Source organism: Streptomyces sp. L2 (assembly GCF_004124325.1).
GTDB lineage: Bacteria > Actinomycetota > Actinomycetes > Streptomycetales > Streptomycetaceae > Streptomyces.
Genome location: NZ_QBDT01000002.1, coordinates 15,772 through 29,398 on the forward strand (window position 1 = coordinate 15,772; position 13,627 = coordinate 29,398).

The 13,627-nt window shown below is 64.2% G+C and carries 7 protein-coding genes; all 7 read right to left on the reverse strand.

Annotation, left to right across the window (positions count from 1 at the left end; genetic code table 11):
* Positions 1–325: 325 nt before the first annotated feature.
* Complete coding sequence (locus DBP14_RS36500) at positions 326–1,771, reverse strand: cell envelope integrity protein TolA (RefSeq protein WP_206739495.1); 1,446 nt, start codon at positions 1,769–1,771, stop codon at positions 326–328.
* A 358-nt stretch (positions 1,772–2,129) separates the two neighbouring features.
* The gene (locus tag DBP14_RS34895) at positions 2,130–3,491 is read right to left on the reverse strand and encodes a histidine kinase (RefSeq protein ID WP_129312258.1); all 1,362 of its coding nucleotides are present in this window, start codon (positions 3,489–3,491) and stop codon (positions 2,130–2,132) included.
* On the reverse strand, positions 3,488–4,168 hold the full coding sequence (locus DBP14_RS34900; RefSeq protein ID WP_129312259.1) for a response regulator transcription factor: 681 nt from the start codon (positions 4,166–4,168) through the stop codon (positions 3,488–3,490). Before DBP14_RS34900 ends, DBP14_RS34895 begins: the two co-directional genes overlap by 4 nt.
* Positions 4,169–4,249: 81 nt before the next feature.
* A complete protein-coding gene (locus tag DBP14_RS34905; RefSeq protein ID WP_129312260.1) occupies positions 4,250–5,566 on the reverse strand; it encodes a glycosyl hydrolase family 28-related protein in 1,317 nt (438 codons plus the stop codon).
* A 140-nt stretch (positions 5,567–5,706) separates the two neighbouring features.
* Positions 5,707–6,912 carry a right-handed parallel beta-helix repeat-containing protein gene (locus DBP14_RS34910; protein WP_206739496.1) on the reverse strand — a complete coding sequence of 402 codons (1,206 nt, stop codon included), beginning with the start codon at positions 6,910–6,912 and terminating at the stop codon, positions 5,707–5,709.
* Positions 6,913–7,966: 1,054 nt separating this feature from the next.
* A complete protein-coding gene (locus DBP14_RS36305) occupies positions 7,967–10,654 on the reverse strand; it encodes a hypothetical protein (protein ID WP_164992564.1) in 2,688 nt (895 codons plus the stop codon).
* Between the two features lie 461 nt (positions 10,655–11,115).
* Positions 11,116–13,407 carry a LuxR C-terminal-related transcriptional regulator gene (locus DBP14_RS34920; RefSeq protein ID WP_241741373.1) on the reverse strand — a complete coding sequence of 764 codons (2,292 nt, stop codon included), beginning with the start codon at positions 13,405–13,407 and terminating at the stop codon, positions 11,116–11,118.
* Positions 13,408–13,627 lie beyond the last annotated feature (220 nt).

The window sequence follows — 13,627 nt, forward strand, 5'->3', positions numbered from 1 at the left end:
CCGGCATGGTTTTCGGCTCCCGGTTTTCTGGCTCAGCACAGGCAGGATGCCTGTGCTGTCTTTATGACCCAGTCACCACTCACCGCGTTATGCGGATCCTGGCCGGTCTTCTATGAGGTGGGTCACCCGATCGGAACCCGAGTCTGCGGCGGCTTGGTTGAGGTTGAGGGGTGACCGTGGGTGTGGCGGCCGTGGGTGTGTCCGCCGGCACGAGCGTGTGTGACGAGACGGGGTGGTAAGGGGTTCGCGTCCTACACGGTTCGGTGCCCCGGGAGACCACACCAGCCGCGCGGCGGATGGGTGTGGTCTCCCGGGCAACTGGCGGCTATCGGCGTTCCTCCCGGCGGTGGTCCTCAGCCCGGCGATCCGCCTCCTCGCGGGCTCGACGGTCCGCCTCCTCGCGGGCTCGACGGTCCGCCTCCTCCTGCGCTCGACGGTCGGCTTCCTCCTTGGCCTTGCGGTCGGCCTCTTCCTTGGCCTTGCGGTCGGCTTCCTCCTTGGCCTTGCGGTCGGCCTCTTCCTTGGCCTTGCGGTCCGCTTCCTCCTTGGCCTTGCGGTCCGCTTCCTCCTTGGCCTTACGGTCGGCCTCTTCCTTGGCCTTACGGTCGGCCTCTTCCTTGGCCTTACGGTCGGCCTCTTCCTGCGCCTTGCGGTCCGCCTCCTCCTGCGCCTTGCGGTCCGCCTCCTCCTTCGCCTTGCGGTCCGCCTCCTCCTTCGCCTTGCGGTCGGCCTCCTCCTGCGTATTGGCGTTGGAGTCCTCCTGATTAGTCAGGTCGCGCCTCACCCGTGTCTTTGCGTTCGGGTCGGCGTACCCAGCAAAACCGCGATCTCCGTGCTCCACGCGGTACTGCACCCACCCGGGCATCGTCCATCCGTTCGGCACGTGCTGCTGCATATCTGCAGCTACTTCGCTGTCACTCTTGTCCAACATGCCGCCGTGGTCGGACCTGTATCTGGCCAGCACGTTGTTCCAGTCCCACTGCGCTACCCCCGAGGGCGGCGGTGCGCTTTGGCCATTGGCCAGCGCGCCCTGGGGAGGTGAACCCTGCCCCCAAAAGGCCTCATACGTTTCCACGTCAGTGTGAGAATCCTGGGCTTCGGGGGTTCTATTCAGATCATGGATGCCCATCTCGGTGGCTTCCAGTCTTTCATGCGGTGAGCTGTGAAAATCTGCCTGCCTACCTGAAGAGGTAACAGCCATGACATCGACACTGTGGGCTCCAAACTGACCCGCCCAGCCAGCGGGCGTAAGGTAGGTGTCAAAGAATCCCCCCTCCCAGACCGGGGCGGTCTGCCCTGGAGCGATTTTGTACGCCTTATATTCGTGGCCGCCAACTTGCACTGTAACCTCTTCATAAATGCCGTAGGGTCCAACGACATTTTTGGCGGCCCATATACCTTCGACGCCACCTAATACGTATTTTCCAGCCTGGACCGCCTTGATCGCGCCCTTCGCCGCCACTCCACCGGAGAAAATGCTGGCCACATCAAAAGCCCCATTTACCATACTGGCCCAAAGAGCCTTATTAGTGGTGACGTACACATCTTCATGCTGATTATTGGTGAATAGAACCTGCTGGTTTCCTAATTGCACGCTCCGCTTGTTTACCGAGTGGGTATCAGGCGAGGCTATGCCGGTGGAATCAGCGAAGGCCGGGGCCGCACTGGCCGCCCCAATCCCTCCCATGACCCCGAGAGAAAGAACCATCGCCGCGTAGCGGTTCGCCACCAGCACTGAATTCTGACGCGCCTTCTTGTGACGTGCAGACATGTTTACTCTCCTTGCGTGAATCGAGATAGGTAGCCCCTAGGACCCCCAGATTGGAATCCGGAATCCCTTCCCGATGAACTTGGGAAGGTCTGCTCCTTGAGTTCACCAAGCCGGAAAACCGGTTGCTGTATGCCTGTTAAGACCCGCCCACAGCTCGCCCTGTTATGCGTCGAAAGTATCTGCTCACGGGACCCCATGAGCAGGAAGAATCCAGCACTGAAACTTTGGTCAGGCCGCCCTCATCCAGTCATTTGTGTTGTGAGGCGGCGGAGGGCTCAGGGCGATTGCTGAGTCTGATTCATGGCCCTGGTGCTGGCCCCGAGCGTCGGCGCGCAGGGCCCATGGCGTGGCCTAGCTCTCAGGGCGTCCGCTTACGCGTGGAGTGTTCCGGCCACGGCAACCATGCGTAGAGGCGGAAGTCACCGGAGGGTGTGGTGCCGTGTTCGAGACGCCCGCCAGCGAGATTGGCACGCTCGGTGAGGCCGATCAGGCCTTGGCCCGAGCCAGGTGGGGCCGGCTGTTGCGCGCCCCTTTCGGGCATCGGGTTGCGTACTTCGATGGCGAGCCCTTCCCCCGGTTTGCCCGTCAAGGTCACCGTCGTTCGTGCATGGGGTGCGTGCTTGCGAGCGTTGGTCAGGCCTTCCTGGATGATTCGGTAGGAGGTACGTCCTACAAGGTCCGTTAAGGTCTTCCCCTGCGTTCCCGCGGCTCCGGCTCTGTCGATCAGTGTCACTCCTGGGCCCGGCTGTTGTGACTCTTCGACGAGGCGCGGCAATTGCGCCAACGTCGGCGACGGGCGACGGGTGTCGGCTGTGTCTGGTGCGCGTAACACGCCGATGACGTCGCGTAAGTCCTGCAGTGCCTGGCGAGCGCTTTCCCGGATCACTCCTGAGGCCCGTTTGATCTCTGCCGCTGGGGCGTCCGGGCGGAACTCCAGTGCGCCGGAGTGCATGCTGAGCAGTGACAGGCGGTGGCCCAGTACGTCGTGCATCTCCCGGGCGACTTCCTCACGCGTCAGCTGCTGGGCGCGTTCCTCGCGCAGCTTCGCCTGGGCGGCGGCCTGCTGAGCGCGTTCCCGCGTGACTTGCATGAGCTGGTGCCGCGAGCGGGCGAACATGCCCCAGCCGGTGGCGGCGAACATCGCCAGTGTCCCGGTGATGACCGATACGGCGGGGGGCTGGCCGGGGGCCGGGGGGCGCAGGTAAACCCCGAAGGTCCAGCACGCCAGCCCGGGAACCAGGAGGATGACCACGACGCGCGCCGGGCGGTGGGCGGCGAGGGTGAACAGGGCCACGAGCCCCGCGCCGGCGGCGCTGGGCTCCACGCAGAGCAGGGCGCACAGCACGATGGTGACCGCGACGGGCCAGCGCCTGCGTAACCACACCACGGCGCACGCGGCCGCGGTCATCGCGAGGTCGGCCAGCAACAGCGGGTGCGAGACCCGGGGATCGGCCGCCAGCGCCCGCAGAGTGATCAGGGCGTTCAGGACGGCGAAGGCGAAGCAGGCGACGTCGACCCACCATTGGGCCGCGGTCCGGCCCTGATGCTGTGACACACCCGGGCGCGCGGCATCAGAGCGGATGGCAGCGGACGAGTCGTCGACGTCTTGCGCGGAGCTCGATGACGGTTCGCAGCGGCATGGCGACCCAGACTGAGCCGACTTGCGCACCCGGCCCAGCAACGCGCGGGCACAGGGGGTGCGGAAGCGCAGCCGGCTCATGTCGCGTCCGGTGATCCGGCATCGTGCACGAGCAGTGCGATCTGTACCCGGTTGTTGAGGTCGAGCTTGGTCAAGATGCGCGAGATATGCGTCTTGACCGCCGGGATGCTCAAGTACAGCGCGGCCGCGATCTCAGCGTTCGTCTTGCCCTCGGCCAAGGTGAGAGCGATCTCGTGCTCACGCTCGCTCAACTGGAGCAACAGACTGCGGGCCCGATCCTGCCGGCCATCCCTGTCACCCTGTGACACATGGGCGATGAGTTGCTGAGTGACCTCGGGAGACAGCACAGGGCGGCCCTTCATCACGTTGCGTACGGCCGACACGAGATCGTCCGGCTCGGTGTCCTTGAGGAGGAACCCCGCGGCTCCGGCCCGCAGAGCGCGCAGTACGTACTCATCCGCGTGGAAGGTGGTCAGTACGATCACTTCGGGTGCCGGCTTGCGCTGGCGTAGTTCCCTTGTCGCGGTCAGCCCGTCTGTCGTGGGCATCCGGATGTCCATGAGAACCACGTCCGGCGCATGCCGATCGGCCATCGCGGTCACCTCTGCCCCGTCCCCGGCCTCGGCCACGACGTGGATGTCGGATGTGGCCTCGAGCATGAGCCGTAACGCGGCACGTACCAGCGGATCGTCGTCCACGAGCAGGACACGTACCTCGTTGCCGGAGTGCTGGTTCATGTGCCTTCCTCTCCCGCCATTGCCTGCCTTTGGCGTCGGCCAGCCATGCGCCGGAGACCCGGTGCGCGCATGCGGCAGGTGTCACGCGTCGAGGATCATCCCACCGGTGCCGCCGACTTCCGGTGCCGAGTTGCCGTTCTTGAAGAACCGTCCGCGTCCGACATAGACGGATGCCGGAGCGACCGCCTCGATACCGGGAAAACCGCGGCCGGAAATATTCCAGTTCTCCACCCAGCAGTTTTCCAGGAAGAGATTGGTACCGGCGCCGTGAACTCGCACACCGTTGGTGGTGAAATATGAGGCACGCACGTTTGTCGCTTGCACCGTTACGCCGTCCGCTTCGATATCGAGGCAAGCAACGCCAGTGATGTTGCCCTTCGCGTCCTGCGCGCCCTGAGAGGTGAGATTGGTGATCTGACCTGTCGTACCGTTACCGGTGATCCTTACTCCGTAGCCGCAGATGTCGAAGTCCGCATCGGACAGCCGGAACTTGCTCGTGATTCCGCTGCTTGCGTCGAAGTGCATTCCGACGGCGTACCCGAGGGCAAAGATCCTGGTGAAGTGGGGGTTGTCGTTCCGGGCTGAGCGGATCGCTGTCGCGTTGCCGGCAACGTAAGCGCCGACATTCGGGTCGACGCTCCAGAACGGCCAGAAGTGAATATTGTCGATCTTGATGACGTCAAGTGCGTTGTCGATTTCAATGCCCTGCCGCAGTGGTTGGCCCCAGATCCGCTCCAGGCAGACACGGCCGACAACTCCGTCTGGGTAGGTGATGCTGATGCCTCGTGTCGGGTTGTTCAGCATGACGTCGTGAATGTGGACGTCGGTGCTGCTGACCTGGATGGCCGGCGGATAGTCAAGGGGAGCCCAGCCGGGGCCGGGGGAGGGCTGTTTGTGGCCGATTGCCAGATCAGCCACTGTGGTTCCAGCTCCGTTCCATGTGATGGTGATCGCGCTGACGTTCGTCGAGTCGACATACAGCCACGAACCATGGGTGTTCTGGGCCGGTCCCCAGCCGGCGCCGGCGATGACGATCGGCGCGTTGACGGTGAGTCCTGTGCCCAGCCGGTAGGCGCCGGGCGGGATCCAGACGACACCGCCCTTGGCACTGGCCACGTTGATGGCCTTTTGGATGGGTGTGCTGTCGTCAGCCGCGCCGTCCCCCACCGCACCGTAGGCTGTCACGTCGAACACCGAGCTCATTCCTGGGAGAGGGCCGCTCGCGGCGTGCGCCGTCCCACCGGTGGCCGCGGCAGTGAATACGCCTGCGCCCGCACCGGCGGCTCCCAGCATGCGTAACGCAGATCGCCGAGGAGTCGCCGCTGATAAGGGGTTCTGTCCGGAGCCGTGCGCACCACGCCCCGGCAACGCGTTCTCGTTCTTGTCCACTTCGGTCATGGTCTTCGGCCTCACATGTTTATCAGCTGGGCAGACCCGGCGATGAAGGGATCCGCACACGGGTCCTTTTGAAAATGGTCTGGGTGAACGAATTTCCGCTCACCCAGACGTGGCATCGGGAATTCACTCTCCGGTTCTGGTCAGGGGTAGATGATGTTGCCCTCGACGCGGGTGAACGGGTTGCTCGCGTGGTTGATGAGGGCACCTTCGTGGGTGTTGGCCACGACCACATTGTTCGAGAAGAGGATTACGCCGTTGTACGGATCGATTTTCGCAGCGGCTGTGACCCCCGAGATGTCGTTCCCCGAGATGTTCACCTTGGCGCCGCCGTCGATCTCGAGCGCGGGGTTGGGCGCGTTGATTTCGGAGCTGGAGACCGTCACGATGTAGCCGCCGTGCACGTAGACCGCCGCTGCGGCGTTGGAGCGGAATTGGCCGCCCGACACATTTACCGTGCTCGTTGTTCCGTCGATCTCGAGCGCGTGGACATGGCTTCGGTGCGTCGTGTTCGTGAGGGTGAGGTGGGCGTTGTCTGCGACCTTCACGCCTGTCACACAGTAATCGGTGGTGAGACCGTCGATCGTCCCCCAGGCCAAGCCACCGGCGCTCCCTTGCAGGAGAACGCCGGTCTGCGCGCCGAAGACCAGGCCACCGCTCATGTGGTAGGCATCGAGATGGTCGAGTTCGATACCGACGCCGCTGTTGAGGAAGGCACCTTTGTAAACACCGGGAGGGGTCCACACTTCCACATTGGAGATCGTCGTAGTGTCGTACCCGGTATCGAGACGCATGCCGAGTTTGGCGACGGACGAGATGAACACGTCCTGGATCACTGCGCGGCCCGTGTTCTGCCCGACCGATTCGATCCCCTTCCAGGCGTGTGCGATTCTCACGTTGCTCACGCGGGTCCCGACTCCGTCCAGGAGGATGGTCGTGGCGTACTGCGTGGGAGTGGCGGAAGACTCGTCCTGCGGGTAGTCGAAGTTCAGGCCGGCCACCGCACCGCCGTCCTTGAGACGGATCGCGCTGTGAGAGGGGTCCGTCGCCACAATGGTGGGGAGCGTCGCATAGTCGGACGTGTAGGTGCCGCCCAGGTGACCGACCATCAGCTGCTGAGTCAGCGTGAGGGTATCGGTGATCCTGTACCTTCCCCAGGGGACGTAGACCGGGACCTTCCAGGCAGTGGCCTGTGCGATGGCGCACTTGAAGGCGCCGGTGTCGTCTGTCGTGCCATCGCCTACGGCACCACAGTCCCGGACATCGGCGACCTTCTTGGGAGCGGCAGATGGTGCGGACGCGAACGCGGTGCCCGCAGAGGGCAGGACTCCCACCAGTGCGGCGGCCACGGACACAGCGAGTACTTTGAAATGACGAGTGGTATATCTGAGGCAACGGTGACGCAACGTCATTGATCTCCCTTTCTTGTAGAGAATCGGCAGCACTCTCCATAGGCGCCGCCGTCCGTGGGATGCCGTGTTGTCCGAGTCGGCATCATCGGGAGGAGCAGTGCCGGCGAGGTCTTCCAGTTGGCTGGAGTCCGCGGGGAAAAGGGTGGTGCCGGGTGCGGAGGCAGGTCCTAATCCGGGACCACGACGGCAGGAACGATCCAGCGGCACCCGATGCTGCCTGGCGAAATCGGCTGCTGCCGCGGCCCTGCAAGGCCCTGTAGAGATACGGAACCCGCACCATTAAGAGGCTCGCAGAGCTTTTATATGACGATCACTTCGCCTGAACGGAACGTGGCGGTATGACCGGGCCCTTCCCGGTTCATGCGAGGCGCCCAGACGATGCCCGCGGAGTCACCGCTCAAGTTGCGTGAGCGTGCGGTCCGGATGGATCGTGCCGCCGGGCCTGAGCCCGTGAAGTCCCCGTAGGACCAAGGAATTCGGCGTGCGTCACGAGATCCTGCGCGGCTCGACCCTGCAGGGCCACGGCCGGCGCCAGTGAGGATGACCTGCTCACCACCTCGTACGGCACGACGAGCACGGCAGACACACAACGAGGCGAGGCTCCTCGGGCGAAGCGCGGTGCGTGAGAACACCGGCGCCACGACCAGGAGCCTCGCCTCGTTACGAACTCCCCTGACCAGCGTTTTCGCCTTCAGGAAAGGTTATGGGAGGGAGATTGCCTTGCAGCGTCATCCTCCCAGCAGAGCATCGTTGGAACTCGGCCCCCTCCAGACTGGGCACCTGCCGCCAGGCCAGCACCCGGCAGGCAAGCGCGCGTCCCCGAGCAGGCGTCTCCGGCGGCAGTGTTTCGGGGCGCCGCGCCCGTGTCGGTGTCCGGCGAGACGAGCGTGCGCGACGAGGCAGGGTGGCAGAGTCCCCCCTCCCACACAACTCAGCGCCGGGGAGACCACACCAGCCGGGCGGCTGGTGTGGTCTCCCCGGCAACTGGCAGTTATCGGCGCTCCTCCCGGCGTTGGTCCTCCCGGCGGTGCTCCTCAGCCCGGCGGTCGGCCTCTTCACGGGCCCTGCGGTCCGCTTCCTCGCGAGCTCGACGGTCGGCCTCCTCCTTGGCGCGACGGTCGGCCTCCTCCTTGGCGCGACGGTCGGCCTCCTCCTTGGCCCGACGGTCGGCCTCCTCCTTGGCCCGACGGTCCGCTTCTTCCTTGGCCTTGCGGTCGGCTTCCTCCTTGGCCCGACGGTCGGCCTCTTCCTTGGCCCGACGGTCGGCCTCTTCCTTAGCCCGACGGTCGGCTTCCTCCTTAGCCCGACGGTCGGCCTCTTCCTTAGCCCGACGGTCGGCCTCTTCCTTAGCCCGACGGTCGGCTTCCTCCTTGGCCCGACGGTCGGCCTCTTCCTTGGCCCGACGGTCGGCCTCTTCCTTGGCCCGACGGTCGGCTTCCTCCTTAGCCTTACGGTCGGCCTCTTCCTTGGCCTTACGGTCAGCCTCCTCCTTGGCCTTACGGTCAGCCTCCTCCTTGGCCTTGCGGTCAGCCTCCTCCTTGGCCTTGCGGTCAGCCTCCTCCTTGGCCTTGCGGTCAGCCTCCTCCTTGGCCTTGCGGTCAGCCTCCTCCTTCGCCTTGCGGTCAGCCTCCTCCTTCGCCTTGCGGTCAGCCTCCTCCTTCGCCTTGCGGTCAGCCTCCTCCTTCGCCTTGCGGTCAGCCTCCTCCTTCGCCTTGGCGTCAGCCTCCTCCTTGGCCTTGCGGTCCGCCTCCTCCTTCGCCTTGGCGTCTGCCTCCTCCTTCGCCTTCTGCGCGTCGTCCTGCCGCTTCTTATCGCCGGGCAGTTCGTCCTTCACGTCGACCTTGCCGTCACCGTTGGTGTCGCCGCGTAAGAAGGCCCGAGGGTCCTCGACCTTCTGCCAGGCCCCGTCCTTCTCCACATAGCCCACGACGTCGTCGTAGTTCTTGACGGAGGAATCAGGCATCAACTGGTGCCAGGAGCCATCCTTGCCATGCCCGTAGAACTGCACCGGGGTGCCCTGGCCATCGTTCGTCACCTTCCACGACTCACCCGTCTTCGGATCCGACACCAGAGACCAGCCCCTCAACCCGGCGAACGTGGTAGGCGGGGCAGATGGATCATTCAATTTCGCCCCCTTATCAGACCTCCACAAATTCGGCCTGTCGAACAGAACGTCGGCGGCAGAAGTGGCGTCTAATTCCTTGTCCTTCTTCTTGAGTTCTGTGTACGCGTTTGCGAAGTCGCTCGCGAAGGTAGGAGAATTTGGCATTGCAAATTTCTTCAAAATCTCATACGCCTCATCTTCCCTTATTCCCAGAGCCGTCATAAGTGCCTTCGCCTGGACCTCCGCATTGACTACCGTCTTTTCATTGGCTGCTTGCGTAGCCTTGCGGCTCTCTACAACGTCAGGCCAGACACGAATATCACCCTTGTCTTCATTGCCACGCGAACTATCTATGATCGTGATAGCGCCACCAATAATAGGGCCGAACTTCATAGTCGCCGACCCGTACGTGTCAGGCGCTTTGAAATCTTGAATGCCCTCCTCGCTGACCCTGAAGGATGTATTACCATTGGTGTCAAAGCTTTGACTCCGAAGTTTCCCGTCCGGAGACGTCCCCATGACGTCGACGTGGAGATTATTGACTAAGCCGTAGCGTCCCAATAAATTGCCCGGCTTTGAAATTTCGTCGCCCACGTTCAGCGAGCTGACAAGCCTCTTTTCTCCGGGGGCGATCAGGGTCACTCCCGTTTCCTTGAGGTAGGCGTTAATGGCCTTGGCCCCTAGATCGGTTACCGTGAAGAATGTACCGGCGACCTCTCCATATTTACCACCGCCCTCAGTGATAACATATTTTGCGACGTTTCCTACCCAAGATGCCAATTCCGAGGATTTACTTTCCTGCGTATTAACAAAGATGGGGCGGCTTGTAGTGTTTACAACCCAGCTGTTCTGGTTCGCGATATTAGAGAGCAGGCCATCTTTATTTGAAGTCGGCTTGGGAGCCTCAAACCCGTAGCTGGTATTGGGGACGCCATTTCCCGATGCTGGTGCTTCTTTTTCATGATTCTTAGGATCAGCGAGGGCAACACTGTCGTTCTTGACGACCCAGGAGTCATTCCCGCTGGAGTCAAACCCGGAACTCTGAATCTGTCCATTGCTGTCCGTGCCAATGATATCGAGATGCACACTCCTCGGCACGAAGGACTTACCTGAATTAATTTGCCCAGCCGTATCCGCATAACCCGCAGAGTAGACTCTCGCACTTTTTCCCGGAGGAATCGCGACCAGTCCATTGTGGGTGAAAAATTCCTCACCCTGCGACACGGTTATCTCACCCAACTCCTGCACCTTTTTCACCTTCTCAGGCGCAGGAGCGAAGGCCTTTGCAAGCGATGTCCAGAAGATAGACTTCTGAGCATCCTTACTATCCGACGGAACAACGTAAATGGTCCTGGCGGAATTGTTCGTAACATACGACTCTTGAGCCCTCGGCGTATCAATCGTGACGGCATGGTGGTCGTCATGGTGATCGGAAGCACTAAGGGAAGAAGCCATGGCCGGACCTGCGCCGGCCGCACCAACTCCGACCACAGCTGCAGCAGCAAGAGCCACGGTTACGTATCGATTTGCTACAGCAATCGAATTCTGTCGAACCTTCTTGTGACGAGCAGACATTTTTATCCTCCTGGGATGTTTGCAGAGAGTTGAGTGATCACACAGGTTGAGGGGATCACTAGGGTCAGCCGACGACGATGGCACATGTTTTGCGGTCAGTTGGACTTTCCGCTAGAGAAACTCGCGTCATCAGTCAGATCAGCCGAACATCTTGCTGTATGTCCTTGAGACCAGCGAGCCCTTGGCTTGTTACGCATGGGGCCAGAGTTTCTGCTGTGACGTGGGCCACCATCGCCTCGCGCCACTTTCGGGTCCTGGCTCCGCTGCCCTCAGGACGGGACGGGTAGTCCCGGTCACGGGGTCACCGGCCGTAGACGCCGGTTCCGCACACGCTCGCGTTGCCCTCAAGCCGGGAAAGCACTTCCTCGGAAGTTCGTGTTTCTGGCCTGCGGCCAGGCTGACGGCTGCACAGAGAGGCGCACAGCGTCATCCAGCGACCCAAAACGAAATGGGGCGAAGCGTTACGAATTGCTGGCGGTGGTGTGGTGACGCGCGAGCCAGTGCGCGATCTCGGTCCGGGAGCGGACGCCGAGCTTGTCACGGACCCGGTTCAGGCGGGCGTCGACGGTACGCGGCGACACATTCAGCCTCGTACCGATCTCGCGGTTGGTCAGCCCCCGCGCCACGAGTTCAGCAACTGCCGTTTCCCGCGCCGTCAGCGGCCCGGCCAGCCCAGCCAGCCCGGCCGTCCCGGGCCGGCTGGCCGGCGCGGAGGCTTCTTCCGTTTCGCCGAGCGCGTACGCCGCCAGATCCGGCCAGTCCATCCCCTGCCCAGCAGTCTCTGCGGCCCTGCGAGCAGCGGGGGGAAGAGCGGCCGTGGCGCGGGCCTTGAACGGAGCGATCTGGTCCCGCCAGCCGGGTGCGATCTCGCTCTCCAGCCTGCTGCGGGCGGCGGCCGTGAACAGGCGCACCGCGCGCCGGTACTGACCCCGTGCTGTGGCGACTGCAGCCAGCCCCTCGACCACGGTGGGCCCTTGGTAGCCCTCGATGGACAGCGCGCCCAGGGACTCGGCGAACAGTCCCTCGGCCCCCGGCCAGTCTTCGAGCGCCAGCCGGATGGCGCCCGCCGTGTGCAGAGCAACGGCGAGCACATACGAGGGCGCGTGTTCGCGCAGCACGGGCAGGCAGCCGGTCACGAGGGTGTTTGCCTCGGCCGGGCGGCGGGCCAGAAGCAGTGCCCATGCCAGGTTGTCGTGGGCCGCGGCCACATCTACCTGACGGTCCAGAGTGTCAAGGACATTGGCGCAGGTACGAAAGTCCTCTGCGGCCAGCGGAAATTCCCGCGTCACCAGCCGTGCACAGGCGCGCGCATCAAGGGCGTTGGCGAGCAGCCCCCGGTGATCCAGGCAACGGGCCAGCGCGACGGCCTTTTCACCGAAGGAGAGGGCTGTCTCCCCGTCACCTTGGTGGCAGGTGACACGGGATGCGCTGGCCAGCCGTACGACCTGGAGACAGGTGTCGGACCACTCCGGCCCTGCCTCCAGCAAAGCGCGGGCAGCGGTCAGCTGCCCCTCGCGGAACCGGACGCGGGCCAGCGCCAGGACGAGCACAGGCGGTGGCTCGCTGGGCATCTCCGGCGAGGTCACGAGGGCGGCAAGGTTCTCCCGCTCGGCCAGAGCTCGTGCTGCCGTGTCTTCGGTGTAGACGGCGTCCAGGGACGGAGCGACGAGCCCTGCCAGCCACTGAGCAGCTCGCTCCCGTGTCTCCTCAAGCTCCCCGGATTCCTCCAGCCGCTCCAGAGCGTAGGCCCGGATGGTTTCTAGCTGGCGGAAACGTACCGGGCGGGCCTGCTGGCCCGCGTTGTGCCCCTGCTTCCCAGCCCGGCCCGGGCCAGGGAAGAAACCCTCGCGCCGGCCCGGGTCCGGGGTGCGGACGATGAGGGATTTGGCCTCCAGCGCCAGGAGCAAGGGCAGGATGCGGCGGTTTTGGAGGGGGCCGTGGGAACCGTCGGCGGCAACCGCGGCAGCCGATTCCGCGGTGAAGCCGCCCCGCAGAACGGACAGGCGGCGAAAGAGGACCTGCTCGGGCCCGGTGAGCAGGCGGTGGCTCCAGTCGATCGCGGCGGTGAGATCAAGATGGCGGGCTGGGCCGGTGCGGCTGCCGTCGGCGAGCAGGGCGAGCTGGTCGTCCAGCCCGGCCAGGATCGCGCCCAGCGGCAGGCTCGCCGTGCGGCGGGCTGCCAGCTCGATGGCCAGCGGCATTCCCTCCAGACGCCGGCAGATCTTAACGATCGTGGCGATGTCGTCCCCACTCGGCCGGAAACCCGGCGCGCTCGCCGTGGCCCGCTCAGCGAACAGCTGAACCGCATCCGGCTTGGGTCGCCCGGTCGGCAATGGCCCAGGGGCCACCACCCCGCCCTCTCTCGTACCCATATCGAGCTCGCCGATCCGCAACACCACCTCGCCCGGCACCCGCAACGCCTCCCGGGACGTGGCCAGCACCCGCAGCCCAGAACAGCGCCCCAGCAGATCCGCGACCAGACGGGCCACCCCGCGCACCACATGCTCACAGTTGTCCAGCAACAACAGCAGCTCACGCCCACCCACCGCGTGCGCGAGGGCCTCAACCCCCGAACGGCCACCGTGCTCGCCCACACCCAAGACGGCGGCCACCGCCTGCACGGGATCGGAGCCCTCCGCAAGCCCTGCCAGCTCCACCAGCAACGGCGTGCCGCCCGACGAGCGCTGCTCACGGGCGTACTCCAGCGCCAGCCGGGTCTTACCGATACCGCCAGGACCCATCAGCGTCAGCAATCGCGTCCTGCGAACGCGTAACAAGGCCCGTAACTCGCTCAACTCCCCCTGGCGCCCCACGAATGAGTCCAGCGCGAGAGGAAGCTCCGGCACCTTCAGCGGCTCAGGATCCACTGGCGGGGCGTCCTCACCCCCGGGTGCCGGCACACCGGCCTGCGGATTCGCGCGCTCCGCCGCCCGGCGCCGACGAAAAGCACGCTGACGACACGCACTGGAGCAA

Excerpts from the sequence above, each read along its gene's own strand:
- DBP14_RS36500 (WP_206739495.1), bottom strand. The coding sequence starts at position 1,771 with ATGTCTGCACGTCACAAGAAGGCGCGTCAGAATTCAGTGCTGGTGGCG.
- DBP14_RS34895 (WP_129312258.1), bottom strand. The coding sequence starts at position 3,491 with ATGAGCCGGCTGCGCTTCCGCACCCCCTGTGCCCGCGCGTTGCTGGGC.
- DBP14_RS34900 (WP_129312259.1), bottom strand. The coding sequence starts at position 4,168 with ATGAACCAGCACTCCGGCAACGAGGTACGTGTCCTGCTCGTGGACGAC.
- DBP14_RS34905 (WP_129312260.1), bottom strand. The coding sequence starts at position 5,566 with ATGACCGAAGTGGACAAGAACGAGAACGCGTTGCCGGGGCGTGGTGCG.
- DBP14_RS36305 (WP_164992564.1), bottom strand. The coding sequence starts at position 10,654 with ATGTCTGCTCGTCACAAGAAGGTTCGACAGAATTCGATTGCTGTAGCA.